Below are 17804 nucleotides of genomic sequence, written 5' to 3'. Positions count from 1 at the left end.
TCTTGGCGGGAGCGGCCTTCTTTGCCGGTGCTGCTGCCTTCTTGGCAGGTGCGGCCTTCTTCGCTGCTACTGCCTTCTTGGCGGGAGCGGCCTTCTTTGCCGGTGCTGCTGCCTTCTTGGCAGGCGCGGCCTTCTTCGCTGCTACTGCCTTCTTGGCGGGAGCGGCCTTCTTTGCCGGTGCTGCTGCCTTCTTGGCAGGTGCAGCCTTCTTCGCTGCTACTGGTTTTGCAGGTGCAGCTTTTTTCGCTGGTGCAGCCTTCTTAGCGGCTGGTTTTTTCGCAGTTGCCATCATGTTCTCCTTGGGTCAATTTGCAAAGAGCACTTCCTGTCTGCAGTGGACAGAAAGCGATCCATGGAGATGGAGAAAAACTCCATCCCCATGAACACGGAAACGCCCCACACGGCGGCGCTCTGAGGCGCTGTCTGTGGTGGGCGTGGTGTAGATATCCATGGTGGTGTGATGCCTGCAAATAAAAGAGGCGCTAGTCCCAGGACAGCGCACCACCGGACTGGTATTCAATCACTCGGGTTTCGAAGAAATTGCGTTCTTTCTTCAAGTCGATCATTTCGCTCATCCACGGGAACGGGTTCTCCTCGTTGGGGAACAGCGTCTCGAGTCCAATCTGCGTGGCGCGGCGGTTGGCGATGTAGCGCAGGTAGCCCTTGAACATCGATGCGTTCATGCCCAGCACGCCACGCGGCATGGTGTCCTCGGCGTAGCGGTACTCGAGCTCCACGGCTTTCATGAATAACGCGTTGATCTCGGCCTTGAACTCGGCCGTCCAAAGGTGTGGATTCTCCAGCTTGAGCTGGTTGATCAGGTCGATGCCAAAGTTGCAATGCATCGACTCGTCACGCAGGATGTATTGGTACTGCTCTGCAGCGCCGGTCATCTTGTTCTGTCGACCCAGCGCAAGGATCTGTGTGAAGCCCACGTAGAAGAACAGGCCTTCCATCAGGCAGGCAAACACGATCAGCGACTTGAGCAGCGTCTGGTCGGTCTCGAAGGTGCCGGTGTGGAAGTTGGGGTCCATGATCGCTTCGATGAAGGGGATCAGGAACTGGTCCTTGTCGCGGATCGAGGGCACTTCCAGGTAGGCGTTGAAGATCTCGCCTTCGTCCAGACCGAGTGACTCCACGATGTACTGGTAGGCGTGTGTGTGGATTGCTTCCTCGAACGCCTGGCGCAGCAGGAACTGGCGGCACTCGGGTGCCGTGATGTGGCGGTAGGTGCCCAGCACGATGTTGTTGGCGGCCAGCGAGTCGGCGGTCACGAAGAAGCCGAGGTTGCGCTTGATGATGCGGCGCTCGTCTTCGGTCAGGCCGTTCGGGTCCTTCCACAACGCGATGTCGCGCGTCATGTTCACCTCTTGTGGCATCCAGTGGTTGGCGCAGGTGGCGAGGTACTTTTCCCACGCCCACTTGTACTTGAACGGGACCAGTTGATTGACGTCGGTCTGGCCGTTGATGATGCGCTTGTCGGCAGCGTTCACACGGCGTTGCGTGGCTGCGGCGGGCGCTGCTTGCGGTGCTGCGGAGGCCGTCATCGATGCGTGCACGGCCTGCGAGGAAGGGGTCTGGAAAGACAGGGGCGGCTGTCCCACCGAGTGGCTCTTGTTCAGTCCACCGTCCAGTTGATTTTGCGATGAGGGCTTGACTTCTTCGTCCCAGGACAACATAGATTTTCCAGTGTTCGGATTATGAAAGCAGTGCTGCAAAAAGAAAAGCACTGAAGCGTTGTGCAGCAACGATTTGTTGCTTCACAGCACACGCGCGACACCTCAAGAGAGTCCGAGGCGTCGCGCACGAAGTCCTTATTGGCAGGCTTCGCAACCGGGATCGTCGATGGCGCAGAACTTAACGTCGGTAGCAGGCACAGCTGCTGCTTGATGGGCGGCTGTAGCGGCCGCCGCCTCCAGCGCGCCGGGCTGGGCTTGAGCGGGCGCCGAAGCGGACGATGCGCCGCTGTCGTTGCCTGACGAAACCGCGTTGAGTTGGCGCGTGTTCACGGTGCTCATTTCGACGTGCGTGGCGCTCTGTGTGCGCAGGTAATACGTGGTCTTGAGGCCACGGATCCACGCCAGTTTGTAGGTGTCGTCGAGCTTCTTGCCCGATGCGCCTGCCATATAGATATTCAGGCTCTGTGCCTGATCGATCCACTTCTGGCGACGCGATGCCGCTTCGACCAGCCACTGGGCTTCGACTTCAAAGGCCGTCGAGTACAGGGCCTTGATATCCTGGGGCACGCGGTCGATGGGGTGCAAAGATCCCTTGAAGTGCTTGAGGTCCATGATCATCACGTCGTCCCACAGGCCCAGGCGCTTGAGGTCGCGTACCAGGCCGCCGTTGATCACGGTGAACTCACCCGACAGGTTGGACTTGACCGACAGGTTGCCGAACGAAGGCTCGATCGAGGCGTCCACGCCGATGATGTTGGAGATGGTGGCCGTGGGGGCGATGGCGACGCAGTTGGAGTTGCGCATGCCGTCCTGGGCGATCTTCTTGCGCAGGGCATCCCAGTCGAGCGTGGCAGAGCGGTCCACTTCCACGTAGCCGCCGCGTGCCGTGGCCAGCATGTCCAGCGTATCGAGGGGCAGGATGCCCTGGTCCCACAGTGAGCCCTTGTAGCTGGAATACTGGCCGCGTTCCTTGGCCAGCTCGGTCGAGGCCCAGTAGGCGTAGTAGCAGATGGCTTCCATCGACTTGTCGGCGAACTCCACGGCCGCCTGCGAGGCGTAGGGAATGCGCAACTCGTACAGACTGTCCTGGAATGCCATCACACCCAGACCTACCGGGCGGTGACGCAGGTTGGAGTCACGGGCTTTCGTGACTGCGTAGTAGTTGATGTCGATCACGTTGTCCAGCATGCGCATGGCAACGGTGATGGTCTTCTTGAGCTTGTCGTGGTCGAGTTGGCCGTCTTTAATATGCTGCAGCAGATTCACCGAGCCCAGGTTGCACACGGCGGTTTCAGTGTCGCTGGTGTTCAGCGTGATCTCGGTGCACAGATTCGACGAATGCACCACGCCGGCATGCTGCTGGGGCGAGCGCACGTTGCAGGCATCCTTGAAAGTGATCCAGGGATGGCCGGTCTCGAACAGCATGGTCAGCATCTTGCGCCACATGTCGGTGGCTTGCACCGTCTTGGAGGGCTTGATCTCGCCGCGCGCAGCCTTCTGTTCGTAGGCCACGTAGGCCTTCTCGAACGCGGTGCCGAACAGGTCGTGTAGGTCGGGCACGTCGGAGGGCGAGAACAGGGTCCATGTGCCCTTTTCCATCACCCGGCGCATGAACAGGTCGGGGATCCAGTTGGCGGTGTTCATGTCGTGCGTGCGGCGGCGGTCATCGCCGGTGTTCTTGCGCAGCTCCAGGAACTCCTCGATATCCAGGTGCCAGGTTTCCAGGTAGGTGCAGACGGCGCCTTTGCGCTTGCCGCCCTGGTTCACGGCCACGGCCGTGTCATTCACCACTTTGAGGAAGGGAACCACGCCCTGCGATTCGCCGTTCGTGCCCTTGATGTGCGAGCCCAGGGCCCGCACGCGGGTCCAGTCGTTGCCCAGGCCGCCGGCAAACTTGGACAGCAGCGCGTTCTCCTTGATGGAGTCGTAGATGCCTTCGAGGTGGTCGGGCACGGTGGTCAGGTAGCACGAGGACAGCTGCGAGCGCAGCGTGCCGCTGTTGAACAGCGTGGGCGTGCTGGACATGAAGTCGAAGCTCGAGAGGATCTCGTAGAACTCGATGGCACGGGCTTCACGGTCGGCTTCGTTGAGCGACAGGCCCATGGCCACGCGCATGAAGAAGCACTGGGGCAGCTCGATGCGGGTCTTGCGCACGTGCAGGAAGTAGCGGTCGTACAGGGTCTGCAGGCCCAGGTAGTCGAACTGCAGGTCGCGGTCGGCCTTGAGGGCGGCGCCCAGGCGGGCCAGGTCGAACGTCAGCAGGCGCGGGTCCAGCAGTTCGTTGTCCACCCCCTTCTTGATGAACTGAGGGAAGTACTCGATGTACGCTTGGCCCATTGCATCCTGAGTGACTTCGCGGCCCAGTACTTCACGCACGATGGTGTGCAGCAGCAGGCGGGCGGTGGCGTAGGTGTAGTCGGGGTCTTTTTCGATGAGCGTACGTGCCGCCAGGATGGACGCCTTGTAGACCTCGTCCATGGGGACGCCGTCGTACAGGTTGCGCATGGTCTCGGCCACGATAGGGTCGGCCTTCACGTCGGCGCCCAGGTTCACGCAGGCAGACTCAATCAATGCTTGCAACCGCCTGGGGTCGAGCGCGATGCGCTCGCCACCGTCGATGACCTGCAGCAGCGGGGTAGACACCACCGGAGCTTGCTGCTCGGTCTGGCGAGCGCGCTCCTGGGTGCGGCGCTCGCGGTACAGCACATAGGCGCGGGCGATTTCATGGTGGCCGCCACGCATCAGGCCCAGTTCCACCTGGTCCTGTACGTCTTCAATATGGAAGGTGCCGCCGCCGGGGCGCGAGCGCACCAGGGCCCGGGTGACGTTGTGGGTCAGGGTGTCCACGACCTCGCGCACGCTGGCGGACGCTGCGCCTTGTGTGCCATGCACTGCCAGGAAGGCCTTCATCATTGCCACTGCAATTTTCTGTGGCTCGAACGGCACGACCGCTCCATTGCGGCGAATGATCTGATAGTGCGCCAGCGAGTTGCCAGCCGCAGTTTGTGCGGGCTGGGAGGCCGAGGTCTCGGCAGAGATCGCTTGGGGCGTGGAAGGCGTGTTCAAAGCAGCTTGCATGGGGGTCCTCTTCTGTGGGCTGTCTGGGGTGTGGTGCGCGGCCTGGATGCCGTCGCAGCGTGCGATTGATGCGGCGGACTACTGTCTGGCGCACACTATATATGGTGTGTCATATGCATTCAAGACACTACCGGTAGTGTACTGCCCTAAACCATCGGGAAAAGCGAAACAGCATGTCAGCGCTGCCAGAAGCCCTTGGGATGACCCCGCTGGAATCCCTTGCCACTGCGAAAAAGTAGAAAGAAACCCGCGCAAAAACAAGCGTTTCGAGCGGGTTTTCTCCCCGAAGCCGCACGGTGTCTGGGTATGCACTTATGTGCAGTTGCACAAAGAAAAAAGTCGCTTGACGTGGCGCTGCCACCATGCATTCAGCTGGCGGCTTGTATGGCGGGCCGGGTGGGCAGTGGAAAGCGCAGCAGTGGCCAGTGCAGTGCTTTTTGCACCCGCACCCAGTCGAACCCCGGCCCCGGGTCCTGCTTGCGTCCGGGTGCGATGTGTTCATGCCCGGCGATGTGTTCGATGGGGTAGCGCTGCTCGATGTCCCGGCAGAGCATGGCCAGTGTCTGGTACTGCGCGGACTCGAACGCCAGCCCCTCAAGGCCCTCCAGTTCAATGCCGATCGAATCGTCATTGCACTGGCCGCGCCCGCGATAGGCCGACTGGCCAGCGTGCCAAGCCCGGCGGTCGCAGTCCACAAACTGCCAAAGGGCGCCAGCGCGGTCAATGAAGAAATGCGACGACACCGCCAAGCCTCGGATGCTTTGGTAGTACGGATGCGCGTCCCAGTCCAGCGTGTTGGTGAACAGCTGTTGTACTGCGTTCCCTCCGTATTCGCCTGGCGGCAAGCTGATGGAGTGCACCACGATCAGGTCGATGAAGGACGCTGCTGCGGTGGGACGCAAGCCGTGGTTGGGGGATTCCAGTCTTGTGGCTGCGCGGTGCCACCCCCCATCCCAAGGCGGGAGTCCGTCTGGCTCCGCTTCAGCCGATTTCGTCATGCGGGTCCTGGTCATTGGGAACGGCGATGTTCAGCCGGGCGATGCGGTAGCGTATTTGGCGCAGGCTGATGCCCAGCCGGGCTGCAGTTGCTGTCCGGTTGAAGCCCGCCTCGCGCAGGGCGCGGATCAGTATGTCCCGCTCCTGCTGGTCCAGCCAGGCCTGAAGGTCATTGGGCAGAGCTACCGAGCCGCCCACATTGGTGGCGGGCGCTGGCGGTGAGTAGGGGACCTGCGCCTCGGCGTGGTTGTGAAGGGCGGGCGCTGTAATCGGGCGCGCCTTCAGCGGGTCTGGGGTGCCAGAGGGCCAATCCACATTCAGTTCGTCCCCGTCACTGAGCGCCACGGCCCGGTGCAGCAGGTTTTCCAGTTCCCGGACGTTGCCGGTCAGGGGGTGCGCCGCAATGGCCTGGAGCGCGTGCTCCGTGAGGGAGGGCACCGGCATGCCGGACTCCTGGGCAATGCGCGCCAGCAGCGCGGAGCACAGCACAGGCAGATCTTCGCGCCGTTCGCGCAACGGGGGGATCACTATCTCGATCACATTGAGCCGGTAGTAGAGATCCTGCCGGAAGCGGCCCGATTGCACGTCTGCGGCCAGGTCGCGGTGCGTGGCACTGACGATGCGCACATCCACCGTCTCTTCCTGGGTGGAGCCCAGCGGTCGCACGCTGCGTTCCTGGATGGCGCGCAGCAATTTGGACTGCATGGCCAGGGGTAGGTCACCGATTTCGTCCAGAAAAAGTGTGCCGCCACGGGCGGCCTGAAAGTAGCCATCCCGGTCCTGGTTGGCGCCGGTGTAGGAGCCTTTTCGGGCCCCAAAAAATTCCGCCTCCAGCAGGTTCTCGGGGATGGCGCCACAGTTCACGGCCACCAGCGGCCCGTCTGCACGCTGGCTGCTGGCATGCAGCGCCTGCGCCACCAATTCCTTGCCCGTGCCAGATTCACCATGAATCAGCACGGGCGCCATGCCGCGCGCCACCTTGGCCACCCGCTGCTTGACGTTGCGGATGGCCTCAGAGGCCCCCACCATCCGGTCCAGCGCGGAGCCCGCTGCTAAGGGATCTGCGCTGAAAGTGCCCTGCCGACCTTGTACGCCCCCCGTACGTGTTGCCCGGGGCGCAGGGACGCCCCCCGTACCCTGCACGGCCGATGCGACCACCGAACGGAACTGCTTCAGGTCCACGGGCTTGGTCAGGTAGTCAAACGCACCGGAGCGCAGGGCTTCCACGGCGTTCTCGGCCGACCCATATGCCGTCATGACCACGCAGCGCTCACGGCGCTGCTGGTCGCGCAGGTCCTGCAGCAGTTCCATGCCGAAGCCGTCGGGCAGGCGCATGTCGGTGATGACGGCATCGAAACGTTGGGCTTTGAGCTGATCGCGAGCCTCCTGGACGCTGGATGCGGTTTCCACACGGTAGCCTTCGCGCAGCAAGGTCAGCTCGTACAAGGTGCGCAGGTCGGGTTCGTCGTCCACGACGAGGATGGAAGCAGTAGGGGCGTTCATGGCAAGGCGTTTCAGACCACGATGGTGTCAAACAGCGTGGCGGCTTCGGCAGGGCGTGTGGTGCGGCGAAAGCCGATGGTGAAGGCGTTGCCTCCCACCTCGCCCCGCAGGGTGGTGCGGGTAAGCCGCTGATAGCTGATGGACGCCCCATGGCGCTGGCACAGCTCGCGGCAAATATAAAGGCCGAGACCGCTGGAGCGGCTTTCGGACGAAAAAAATGGTTCGAACAGATGGCGCTCTACGGATTTGTCCATGGGAGCACCGTCGCTCCAGACTTGCAGGCTGGTCTGGCCAGAGGGCAAGGTGCGGGTGGTCACCGTGAGGGAGTCCGGCTCCTGGCCCACGTAGCGCAGTGCATTGTCCAGCAGGTTCACGAGCACGCGGCGCAGGTGTTCGGTGTCGAATTCCACCTGCGTATTGCCAGCTTCCAGCATCACCACCGCCCGGCGCTGCACGGGGTCCTGTGCCTGCCAGTCATTCCATACCTGCGATACCGTTTCGTCCAGCGGCAACGTGGACGCTGGCGCGTGGCTGATCTGGTGCTGCACACGGGCAATGTCCAGCACTTCCTCGGCAATGCGCGCAAGGCGGTCGGCATTCTGCTGCACCATGTGGGCCAGGCGCTTTTGTGCCGGGTCGTGCAGATCTTCTTCGAGCAAGGCGTTGGCCTGCACGATCGCGGCCAGCGGGTTGCGGATTTCATGCGCCACAGCGGCCGACATGCGACCCATGGCGGCGAGTTTTTCCGTGCGCAGGCGGGCTTCCATCTCGCGCAGGTCGTGCAGGAACATCACGCACAGCCGCTCGGTCTGTGTCTGGCGCGCGGCCTCGCGCGTCGAAGTCAACCAGGTGCGTACATGCAGTCCGGTGGGACTTTGCCCCGGATGCAGCAGATCCACGTCCGCGGTCTGGGACTGCTCCTGGCGGAAGGTGCGCCGCGCCAGGATAACGAGCGGATTCCAGGGGGCTTCGGATGCCAGGATGAATGGCAGTTCGGGCAGGGACGCCCCACCAAGCAACTGGAGTCCTGCGGGGTTTGCGATGCGCACGACATCACTTTCGTCCACCACCAGTACCCCGTCGGTCAGGTTCTGGATGACGAGTGCACTGACCTGTGTCTGCACCCGGGCGGTGACCTGGCTCTGCTGCGCCACCTCCTGCTCGCGCGCCAGGCGTGTCGCGAGCTGGTGAACCAGGTAGCTCACGATGAAATAACCTGTTCCGGTCAGCGCGCTTTGCAAGTAGCGTGGTGCGTCGTCGCCTGCGGTGCCCGAACCCAGCCACCAGGCCCAGCCCAGCAGCAGCAGCGTGACGCCCGCCGTGGTGCCAAGTGCCAGGGTCAGCGTCCCGAGCACGGCCGCCATCAGAATGGGCAGGCCGAACAGGGGGGTGTAGTTCATGGTGCCTGCATTCAGCAGTTGCAGCGCGGTAATTGCGGCAAGGTCCAACCCGATGGATGGCAGCCATTGGGGGCCGACCCCGGGCGAGGGTGGACTGTGCCTGGCCAGCACACGCAGCATGATGGCGGCCACCAGATAGGCCGCGCACACCGCCAGCACGGCCGGCTCGGTGGCTTGGTTGATAACCTGCCCAGCCCCTTGCAGCACCAACAGGGCCAGCGCCACCATGACACGGCCCGTCAGAAAGCCGCGCCACAGGCGCACAAACGGCGCATCGATGACGGATGTCAAGGAGCCAGGGGGCAGCGTGCGCATGGTCGGATTCAGGCGGGGCCCAGGTGCCGGTGTTCTGCGCAGCAGTAGGCGTTGCTGCCGACCATCAAGGCTTCGGCCTGCGGAATGTGGATGCCGCAGTGGGCGCAGGCCAGCATGTTCTGGGGGAGCGCCAGTGGTGGCGCAGGCGGTTTGGAAGGGGTTGCATCCGGCACGCGGCGGCTGCGCCAGATACCGATGGCGACGGCCAGGACCACCAGCAAGACCAGGTATTTCATACGCTGCGGCCCAGAACGACTTCCATGACAAAGCGGGAGCCCACATAGGCCAGCAAAAGCAGTGCCGCGCCTGCATAAAGCACGCGCACCGCGTTGCGGCCCCGCCATCCGAAGCGGGCTCGTCCCACAAGCAGGGTTGCAAACGTGAGCCAGGACAGCAGCGAGAACACAGCCTTGTGGTCCCATCGCCAAGCCCTGCCGTACAGCGTGTCGCCAAACAGCCAGCCCGCCAGCAGGGTGGCGGTCAGCAGGATGAAGCCTGCCGTCACAAAGCGGAAGGTCAGGCGCTCCAGTGTGAGCAAGGGGATGCCGCTGTGGGGGTCTTCGGCCTGGCGGATGCGCTGCTCTGCGCGTGTCATGAGCCAGGCATGCACCACGGCGGCGGCAAACAAACCGTAACAGGCAATGCCCAATGCCAGGTGCAGCGGCAGCCAGGCGGAAGCCGCCACGTGCAGCGGCTGGCCGGGAAAGAGCACTGCCAGCACGATGGCCACGGCGCCCAGTGCCGCCAGAACCCAGCGCGACTGCATCTGCGGAAAGAGCTGTCGCTCCACCGCATACACCGTCAACACCAGCCAGGCGGTCATCGACAAGGCGGGCGCAAAACCAAATCGGGGGGCGTCGCCCCACAAGCCCCATACCAGTACCGCGCCGTGCAGTACCCAGGCCACCAGCAGCGCATTGCGTGCCGCTGTGGCCCCCAGCCGTGAGGGCGCGGCGGCGGGCACGGCGTATGCCACGGCAGCGGCCAGGGCCAGCAGCCAGCTGGCGGGGGAAGCACTGGGTAAAATCATGGATCGCAGTTTAGCCTTTCGCCCCACCGCCAGCACCCTGACGCGCAGGCAATACCGGACATCTTCCCTATGGCCTCCGCCCTTACCGACAAACTCACACGCCTCGTCAAGGAGATGCGTGGCCAGGCCCGCATCACCGAATCCAACGTGCAGGACATGCTGCGCGAAGTGCGCATGGCGCTGCTGGAGGCCGACGTAGCCTTGCCGGTGGTGCGCGACTTCATTGCCCGGGTCAAGGACAAGGCCCTGGGTCAGGAAGTGTTGGGTTCACTCAAGCCTGGGCAGACACTGGTCAGTATCGTCAACCGGGAACTCGCCGCCACCATGGGTGAAGGGGTGGCCGATATCAATCTGGCCGCCCAGCCACCGGCCGTGATCCTGATGGCCGGCCTGCAGGGCGCGGGCAAGACCACCACCACGGCCAAGCTGGCCAAGCATTTGATCGAAAAGCGCAAGAAGAAGGTGCTCACCGTCTCGGGCGACGTGTACCGCCCTGCGGCCATCGAGCAGCTCAAGACGGTCACCAAACAGGCCGGTGCGGAGTGGTTCCCGAGCACGCCTGACCAGAAGCCGCTCGATATCGGCCTGGCCGCGCTCGACTATGCCAAGAAGCATTACTTCGACGTGCTGCTGGTCGACACCGCTGGTCGCTTGGCTATCGACGAAGTCCTGATGAAGGAAATCAAAGACCTGCACGCAGCGCTGAACCCGGTGGAAACGCTGTTCGTGGTCGATGCCATGCAGGGGCAGGATGCGATCAACACCGCGAAGGCCTTCAAGGAGGCGTTGCCGCTCACCGGGATCGTGTTGACCAAGCTCGATGGCGATTCGCGTGGTGGTGCCGCGCTTTCGGTGCGACAGATCACGGGGGCCCCCATCAAGTTCGCCGGGGTGTCCGAAAAGCTCGATGGCCTGGAAGTGTTCGATGCCGAGCGCCACGCGGGCCGCATTCTGGGCATGGGCGACATCGTGGCGCTGGTGGAGCAGGTCACCGCCGGTGTGGACATGGAGGCGGCGCAAAAGCTGGCGGCCAAGGTCAAGAGCGGTGACGGATTCGATCTGAACGACTTCCTCTCCCAGATTCAGCAGATGAAACAGATGGGTGGGCTTTCCAGTCTGATGGACAAGCTGCCGTCGCACCTCACCGCCAAGGCCGGTGCCGTGGACATGGACAAGGCCGAGAAGGACATCAAGCGCAAGGAAGGCATCATCCAGAGCATGACGCCGCTGGAGCGCCGCAAGCCCGACCTCATCAAGGCCACACGCAAGAAGCGCATCGCGGGTGGCGCGGGCGTGCATGTGCAGGAAGTCAACCGCCTGCTCAAGGAGTTTGAGCAGATGCAGGGCATGATGAAAAAGATGAAGGGCGGCGGCCTGATGAAGATGATGAAGAAGATGGGCGGCATGAAGGGCATGGGCGGGGGCGGCATGCCCAAGATGCCTTTCTGAGCACCGCGGGCACTGGCATGAAAAAACCCTGAAGAGGCGCTGCTTCTTCAGGGTTTTTGCATGCTTGGAAGCGGCCGTGCCTACGGCTCTTGCAGCCAGTTCTTGAGGGGCTGGTCTGCCCAGGCCTTGGCCTTGTCTCCGACAAAGAGGCGTGGCTGGGACGGTGAGACCTTGCGGCGCTTTTCCTGTGCTGCGATTGCCTTTTGCGCTTCTCCCATCCAATCGGCCATCGAACGGTTTTCTGCACCTGACTGGCTAAACAGCGCTTCGGCAAATGGCGTGTTGTTGCCGTTGTATTGGCAATTGAAGGTGGTGCGGCCCACGTCCGTGGCCGCGAGCACCACCCGGTTCGGAGCCTTCAGGGGCTCGACGAACGCACCGCTGTAGCAGGCGGAAAGCACCACCAGCGTGGGCACCTTGTTCAGCGGCGCCAGCGCATCGCTGAGGGCTTTGGTGGTGATGGGCGGTACGTGTTTGCCGCCCACGCTGATATTTAGCAGGCCGGGGTTGCTGTGGGTCGATATGAGCAGCAAAACGCGGTCTTGCGGGCGCGCCACTTCAGCCATTTTTGACATCACCAGCGAAAAATTCTCTGGGGTGGCCTGTGGCCAATCGGTGGGCTGGTCGCGTGCTGGATTGGCCAGCTTGAGCATCAGCGCGTTTGGATCGATGGCTTTGACCAGCTTTTCGGCAAGCAGCACGTCGTTGCGGAAGGCTTTGGACTGCGAATGCATCGCAAATCCCGCAAAAATGACGCGCCCTGGGGGCTCGGGGGGAGGAGGAGGTGCTGGTGCGGCGACCGGGGCAGATGCTGTGACAGGCGCTTGCGCGGGGGGCATGGCGCAGCCTGTGAGTGCTACAGCCAGGGTGAGTGTGCTTGCGCGGAACAGCCGCCAGTGGGCGACAGGTGAAAACAGAGACGAGGGCATTGATAGCGGGGCCGCGCACTGCCTAAAACCGCAATAAGCGGTTTTAGGTATAGGGGCTGGGTGGAAAGGATACGCATCGTAACGGGCGCAAGACCGAGGTTCAGAGCGTATTGATGCTCCATGTTTATGCTATTTTTAGGTCCTAGCGCTTGATGGTAAACATTTTATTGCTATTGATATGGTAGCGATATCAAAAAAGCCGGTGCATGCACCGGCTTGTGGTTTGTGTGAAATTTCTCACACTTTCACAGCGTTGCCAGCGGCGCTGGTCGTGCCAGTCGGCTTGCGTGCAACCATGCACGGCGCAGCACGGGGGGCGACCAGGATTCCTCGGGGATGAGCAGAAGGCGTTGCGCGCGCATGGCCTTGCCCAGAGCGATCTGGCTCGTCAATACAGCCAGCGGAATCGCCAAGGCCAGCGGCAGTCCGACGGGCATGAGCCACAACAAGGCGCTGCTGTCGATCAATGCCACGCCCACGGCCAGAAGACCAATCACCAGGCTCATCGGAGCCAGCTGGCGTGCGGCATGGCGCCACGGCACGGCGTGGGCTTCGCGCGGGGGCGACTTCCATTCCAGCTTCAGGCCTGTGAGTGCAATCAGTACAAACAGCGAATGCGCCAACATGCGGATAGGGGCCTGCAGGATGGCCAACACGCTCTCCAGCGCAGCGCTCTTGAGCAGGCTGACGGTGCCGCCGTACTCCTTTTGCTCGCGGCGCATGAACACGGCGGCCACGCCCAGGATGCGGGGCAGGAACAGCATACACAGCGTCCATGCCCACAGCGAGAGCAGTTCGGCCGGCAGAATGTGCCAGTCGGCCACGAGCTTGGCGCCCGAAAGCCACAGGGCCGTGCCCAGCGTGAGGAAGGCCAGCCACAACGGTGCCGACAGGTAGGCCATGGCCCCTGTGATGAACATCGAGCGGTGCACGGCGTGGATGCCAGGTTCGGCCATCAGGCGTGCGTTCTGCAGATTGCCCTGGCACCAGCGGCGGTCGCGCTGCAGTTCGGCCAGCAGGTCGGGGGGCTGCTGTTCATAGCTGCCGATCAGGTCCGATACCAGCCACACGTGGTAGCCGGCGCGGCGCATCAGCGCAGCTTCGACAAAGTCGTGCGACATGATGCCGCCCGCCAGGCCGCCTTTACCCTTGATGGGGGCCAGTGCACAGTGCTCCATGAAGGGAGCCACGCGGATGATGGCGTTGTGGCCCCAATAGTGGGATTCGCCCAGCTGCCAGTACTGCATGCCCAACGTGAACAGGCGGCCCGTGACACGCGATGCGAATTGCTGCGCGCGGGCGTGCAGCGTGACGTGGCCAATGGCCTGCGTCGCGGTCTGGATGATGCCAGCCGTGGGGTTGGCTTCCATGAGCTTGGCCATCGAGACGATGCAGTCACCGCTCATCACGCTGTCGGCGTCCAGCACCACCATGTAGCGGTAGTCCTTGCCCCAGCGGCGGCAGAAGTCCGCCACGTTGCCAGCCTTGCGGTGTGTGCGGCGGGCGCGCAGTCGGTAGTACACCTGCACTTGCGGTTGCTGGCTGTGCTGTGCCAGGGCGCTGCGCAGTTCTTCCCATGCGGCGCGCTCGGCCCGGGCGATGGCGGGGTCATAGCTGTCGGACAGCACATACACGTCGAAGGTGGCCCCGTGGCCGGTGGATGCCACCGACTCGCACGTTGCCCGCAGCCCTGCAAACACCGTGGCCACGTCCTCGTTGCAGATTGGCATGATGATGGCCGTGCGCGCGTCAGGCGCCAGCGCATGCTCCACAACGCTGCGTACGGACAGCGCATGTTTGTCGCCGCGTAGCATCACCCAAAAGCCCATCAGCCCCGTGAGGAAGCCTGTGACCACCCAGGCAGACAGCAGCGCGAACAGTGCGATCTGGCCGTAGCCCAACCAGGGGTTCTCATACTCGGGTTGCACCCCCGCAAACAGAAAACTTGCCAGGGCCGTGGTCAGCACGGTCAGCACGGCAAAGGTCCAACGGCGGCGCTGCGCGGCGCCTTCCCATGCCTGGGTTGGCCGGTTTTCGGGTGATGTGGGATGGCTGACCTTGGCGCGACCGGTCAGCTTGAGAAGCAGGGCTGTGCCCACGCTGTTCCAGAAGCCGCGCCAGGGGACGGGCGCCATGGAGCCTCGGTGGACCGGCGGTGCGGTGACGGCATTCGGGTGCCGTTCCTCGCGCAGTGCACTGCGCTGGGGGTGGTGGTGCACCGTGGGGCTTACTCGGGAAGAATGATGTGCGTCCATGTTTCACTCACAGCGTTGTTGTCGTGTTGAAGAAAAGCGCGCAGCTCGATCGGACGATCGGCTTTTTGGCGCTGTACGCGAACAGTCATGCGCCACTGGTCGGTGGCGGGATTGCGGTAGACGATGTTTTCCAGCACCTTGCCGTTGGCGTCGGTGCTCACCACCGCCTTGACGACAGCTTCGGCCGGCAGGGCCTTGAGTGCGGGGCCGTCGAAGTCGACGACAAACTGCGCCTGCTGGCGCAGGGCGGCAGCGGTCTCTTTGGTGTAGCCCATGCCGCGTCGCGATTGCGTGGCCCAGGCGCCGGGCGGCCGCTGCTGCCCATCGCCTTGCCAGCTCAGCTCATAGGCAAATTCCAGGGGCTGGCCGGATGCGGGCATCTGGGCAGGCACCCAATACGCCACGATGTTGTCGTGCGTCTCATCGGGGGTGTTGAGCTGCACCAGTTCCACGCGGCCTGCGCCCCAGTCGTGCAGGGGGCGCACCCAGGCGCTGGGGCGGCGCTCATACCGGGCTTCCACGTCCTCATAGTTCGCCCATTGGCGGTCACGCTGCATCAGGCCAAAACCCTTGGGGTTCTTTGTGGCGAACGACGTGACCAGGGTCTGCTTGGGGTTCTGCAGCGGGCGCCACAGCCACTCGCCCTCGCCGGTGGCGATCATCAGGCCGTCGGAGTCGTGTACCTCGGGCCGGAAGTCGTCCTTGCGGGGCTGGTTCTCGCCGAAGAAGAACATGCTGGTCAACGGCGCAATGCCCAGCGTGGCGATGGGCTTGTTGCCGGCGCCGGGCCGCACAAAGATGCGGCTGCGCACGGTAGCGGTGGTCTGCGTGCCCGGCTGGATGTCGAAGCGGTAGGCGCCAGTGGCGCGCGGCGAATCCAGCAGCGCATAAACCGTGACTTGCGTGGACAAGGGATCGGGCCGCACCAGCCAGAACTCGGTGAAGCGTGGGAACTCTTCGCCACTGCCACCCACGGTGTCGATGGCCAGTCCGCGCGCAGACAGGCCGTATTGCTGGCCCTTGCCCAGTGCGCGGAAGTAGCTGGCGCCCTGGAAGACCACCAGTTCATCCTTGTAGGCGCTGGAGTTGAGGTGGTTGTGCAGGCGAAAGCCCGCAAAGCCCAGGTCGCCCCAGGCCTCGGGCCGCACTTGGTTCTTGCCGTAGTCGAAGTCCGCACGGCTGTAGCCGATGTGGCGCGCGCCTTGGGGCGTCACTTCATTGATCAGCACCGGCTCCTTCTGGTACAGACCCAGGTGGAAGAACATGGCCTCGAACGGCAACTTTTCGGCGCGCCACAGGGCACGGTCGGGGCGCCAGCGGATGTCGCGCACCTGGTCGTAGTTGAGTTTGGCGAGGTCGGCGGGGAGCTTGTCGCTGGATGTGCGATACGGCTTCTCCGCCCGTTCCCGGGCCATGCGGGTGACGCTGTCGAAATCGAAGCTCTGTGCCTGTGCTGCGCCTGCCAACAGAGCGGTGGCCAGCGCCATTGCGGCCTGAGGGAGTCGACCGGTGAAGCGTAAACGGTGAGAAAAAACAGCTTGCATGCTGGAACTAGGGCAAACCCTGTGCCAGCTTGAAAAAGATGTTCTAAATCAACGGTTTAGGTGACTAACTGCATGTAAGCAGTTGTGCGGCCCGTGGATCGGCGTGTAAATCCGGAGTTTCTGTCGCCATGTGGCGACAGCGAGGCGAAGCGCTTGAGAAAAACTGAGGAAAATCAAAGGCTTAGTCGTGTCGCTCATCAGCGACGTCTTCATTGTCTGCTGCGTCGTTCTTGAAGTGCCCGGGGGTCAGTGCATGTTTTTGCAGCAGCCTGTAGAACTCCGTGCGGTTGCGCTGTGCCAGGCGCGCGGCGTCGGCCACATTGCCATCCGTCATCTTGAGCAGACCCACCAGGTACTCGCGCTCAAAGCGCTGGCGGGCCTCGGCAAAGCTCAGTACCTGGGTGGACGGCGTGCGCAATGCGCGCTGTACCAGCGTCAGGGGCACCAGTGGCGTGGTGGACAGGGCGCACACCTGTTCGACGACGTTGTAGAGCTGGCGCACATTGCCGGGCCAAGCGGCGAGGGTCAGGGCCTTGAGCGCCTCGGGCGCGAAGCCCGACAGGCGCTTGTCGTACTTGCGCACCAGCTTGTCGAGAAAGTGGTTGGCCAGCAACGCGATGTCCTCGCGACGGTCTGCGAGGGTGGGCAGCGCCAGTGTGACCACATTGAGCCGGTAGTACAGGTCTTCGCGGAACTGGGTCGTGGCCATGGCGGCCTCCAGATCGCGGTGTGTGGCTGAGATGATGCGCACGTCGATGGGAATCGACTGGCTGGCCCCCACGGGGCGTACCGCACGCTCTTGCAGCACCCGCAGCAGCTTGACCTGCAGGGCGGGCGGCATGTCTCCAATCTCGTCCAGCAGCAAGGTGCCGCCTTCCGCAGCCTGGAACAGCCCCTTGTGGTTGCTGACCGCATCGGTAAAGGCACCTTTGACGTGGCCAAACAGTTCGGATTCGAGCAGGGCTTCGGGGATGGCGCCGCAGTTGACGGCCACAAAGGGGTGGCGTGCCCGCGGACTGGCGCGGTGGATGGCCTGGGCCAGCAGCTCTTTGCCCGAGCCGCTATCGCCCAGCAGCAGCACGCTGGCGTCCGACTGGGCCACCATGTAGGCCTCGGCCAGCAGGTCGGTCATGCGGTTGGAGCGGCTCACGATCTCGGCGCGCCAGGCTTCGTTGGCATGGGCGTGCGTGACCGCAGGGGCGCTGAGGGCCAAGGCCTGGGCAATTTTTTCCAGCAGTTCTTTGCCGTCGTAGGGTTTGGTCAGGTAGGTGAACACCCCGCGTGACGTGGCTTCCACGGCATCGGGAATGGTGCCGTGCGCAGTGAGCAGGATGACCGGCAGCGAAGGGTGCCGCGCACGCACTTCGTCGAACAGCGCGAGGCCATCGCGCCCAGGCAGGCGCACATCGCTCAGCACGAGCTGCGGGCGCGCCATGTCCAGCTGGGCCAGCGCCGCCTCGGCCGAGCCCACGGCGACCACGTCATATCCTGCGGCCTGCAGGCGCAGCGACAGCAGTCGCAGCATGTCGGCATCGTCGTCCACCACGAGGACACGGGCGCGTGGCGTTGCGCGGGATGGGGTGGAGGTAGCTGCCATGGCGGGTTCTTTCGCACCTTCTGGAGAAG

The 17804-nt window shown here is 63.4% G+C and carries 13 protein-coding genes; 1 reads left to right on the top strand and 12 read right to left on the bottom strand.

The features are described 5' to 3' along the window. The 8 genes from ARADN35_RS27190 to ARADN35_RS0104815 all read right to left on the bottom strand — a co-directional run. The coding region (locus ARADN35_RS27190) for a hypothetical protein (protein ID WP_208856813.1) at window positions 1-289 on the bottom strand (289 nt) is incomplete at its 3' end. A 193-nt stretch (window positions 290-482) separates the two neighbouring features. Beyond that, a complete protein-coding gene (locus ARADN35_RS0104845; RefSeq protein WP_010459609.1) occupies window positions 483-1679 on the bottom strand; it encodes a ribonucleotide-diphosphate reductase subunit beta in 1197 nt (398 codons plus the stop codon). 135 nt (window positions 1680-1814) lie between these two features. Further along, window positions 1815-4757, bottom strand: a complete 2943-nt coding sequence (locus ARADN35_RS0104840; RefSeq protein WP_010459607.1) for a ribonucleoside-diphosphate reductase subunit alpha — start codon at window positions 4755-4757, stop codon at window positions 1815-1817. Between the two features lie 368 nt (window positions 4758-5125). Next, on the bottom strand, window positions 5126-5755 hold the full coding sequence (ampD, locus tag ARADN35_RS0104835) for a 1,6-anhydro-N-acetylmuramyl-L-alanine amidase AmpD (protein WP_029413315.1): 630 nt from the start codon (window positions 5753-5755) through the stop codon (window positions 5126-5128). Beyond that, the gene (locus tag ARADN35_RS0104830) at window positions 5739-7256 is read right to left on the bottom strand and encodes a sigma-54-dependent transcriptional regulator (RefSeq protein WP_010459603.1); all 1518 of its coding nucleotides are present in this window, start codon (window positions 7254-7256) and stop codon (window positions 5739-5741) included. The genes ampD and ARADN35_RS0104830 overlap by 17 nt, the downstream gene beginning before the upstream one ends. Window positions 7257-7267: 11 nt before the next feature. Further along, on the bottom strand, window positions 7268-8971 hold the full coding sequence (locus ARADN35_RS0104825; RefSeq protein WP_010459601.1) for an ATP-binding protein: 1704 nt from the start codon (window positions 8969-8971) through the stop codon (window positions 7268-7270). 8 nt (window positions 8972-8979) lie between these two features. Next, window positions 8980-9207 carry a PP0621 family protein gene (locus ARADN35_RS0104820; protein ID WP_010459599.1) on the bottom strand — a complete coding sequence of 76 codons (228 nt, stop codon included), beginning with the start codon at window positions 9205-9207 and terminating at the stop codon, window positions 8980-8982. After that, window positions 9204-10001, bottom strand: coding sequence for a cytochrome C assembly family protein (locus tag ARADN35_RS0104815; protein WP_010459597.1), 798 nt, complete (start codon window positions 9999-10001; stop codon window positions 9204-9206). Before ARADN35_RS0104815 ends, ARADN35_RS0104820 begins: the two co-directional genes overlap by 4 nt. 69 nt (window positions 10002-10070) lie before the next feature. Here ARADN35_RS0104815 and ffh point away from each other — a divergent pair, with 69 nt between their 5' ends. After that, a complete protein-coding gene (ffh, locus tag ARADN35_RS0104810; protein ID WP_010459595.1) occupies window positions 10071-11450 on the top strand; it encodes a signal recognition particle protein in 1380 nt (459 codons plus the stop codon). Window positions 11451-11530: 80 nt separating this feature from the next. On the opposite strand, the gene ARADN35_RS25895 is transcribed toward ffh, so the two are convergent. From ARADN35_RS25895 to ARADN35_RS0104790, 4 genes are all read right to left on the bottom strand, one after another. Further along, the gene (locus ARADN35_RS25895; RefSeq protein ID WP_010459594.1) at window positions 11531-12184 is read right to left on the bottom strand and encodes a C13 family peptidase; all 654 of its coding nucleotides are present in this window, start codon (window positions 12182-12184) and stop codon (window positions 11531-11533) included. A 440-nt stretch (window positions 12185-12624) separates the two neighbouring features. Continuing rightward, window positions 12625-14634 (bottom strand): glucans biosynthesis glucosyltransferase MdoH, encoded by a 2010-nt coding sequence (gene mdoH, locus ARADN35_RS0104800; protein ID WP_029413312.1) that lies wholly within the window; start codon window positions 14632-14634, stop codon window positions 12625-12627. After that, window positions 14607-16121 carry a glucan biosynthesis protein G gene (locus ARADN35_RS0104795; RefSeq protein WP_010459590.1) on the bottom strand — a complete coding sequence of 505 codons (1515 nt, stop codon included), beginning with the start codon at window positions 16119-16121 and terminating at the stop codon, window positions 14607-14609. Before ARADN35_RS0104795 ends, mdoH begins: the two co-directional genes overlap by 28 nt. A 238-nt stretch (window positions 16122-16359) precedes the next feature. Then, entirely contained in the window at window positions 16360-17775 is a 1416-nt protein-coding gene (locus ARADN35_RS0104790) for a sigma 54-interacting transcriptional regulator (protein ID WP_010459588.1), read from the bottom strand. Window positions 17776-17804: the final 29 nt, after the last annotated feature.

Source organism: Acidovorax radicis N35, assembly GCF_000204195.1.
GTDB lineage: Bacteria > Pseudomonadota > Gammaproteobacteria > Burkholderiales > Burkholderiaceae_C > Acidovorax > Acidovorax radicis.
Note: the sequence above shows the minus strand (reverse complement) of the source record. Positions and strands in the feature narration are given on the sequence as shown.

Coding starts and splice junctions, on each gene's coding strand:
- ARADN35_RS0104845 (WP_010459609.1), bottom strand. CDS start 1,679: ATGTTGTCCTGGGACGAAGAAGTCAAGCCCTCATCGCAAAATCAACTG.
- ARADN35_RS0104840 (WP_010459607.1), bottom strand. CDS start 4,757: ATGCAAGCTGCTTTGAACACGCCTTCCACGCCCCAAGCGATCTCTGCC.
- ampD (WP_029413315.1), bottom strand. CDS start 5,755: ATGACGAAATCGGCTGAAGCGGAGCCAGACGGACTCCCGCCTTGGGAT.
- ARADN35_RS0104830 (WP_010459603.1), bottom strand. CDS start 7,256: ATGAACGCCCCTACTGCTTCCATCCTCGTCGTGGACGACGAACCCGAC.
- ARADN35_RS0104825 (WP_010459601.1), bottom strand. CDS start 8,971: ATGCGCACGCTGCCCCCTGGCTCCTTGACATCCGTCATCGATGCGCCG.
- ARADN35_RS0104820 (WP_010459599.1), bottom strand. CDS start 9,207: ATGAAATACCTGGTCTTGCTGGTGGTCCTGGCCGTCGCCATCGGTATC.
- ARADN35_RS0104815 (WP_010459597.1), bottom strand. CDS start 10,001: ATGATTTTACCCAGTGCTTCCCCCGCCAGCTGGCTGCTGGCCCTGGCC.
- ffh (WP_010459595.1), top strand. CDS start 10,071: ATGGCCTCCGCCCTTACCGACAAACTCACACGCCTCGTCAAGGAGATG.
- ARADN35_RS25895 (WP_010459594.1), bottom strand. CDS start 12,184: ATGCATTCGCAGTCCAAAGCCTTCCGCAACGACGTGCTGCTTGCCGAA.
- mdoH (WP_029413312.1), bottom strand. CDS start 14,634: ATGGACGCACATCATTCTTCCCGAGTAAGCCCCACGGTGCACCACCAC.
- ARADN35_RS0104795 (WP_010459590.1), bottom strand. CDS start 16,121: ATGGCGCTGGCCACCGCTCTGTTGGCAGGCGCAGCACAGGCACAGAGC.
- ARADN35_RS0104790 (WP_010459588.1), bottom strand. CDS start 17,775: ATGGCAGCTACCTCCACCCCATCCCGCGCAACGCCACGCGCCCGTGTC.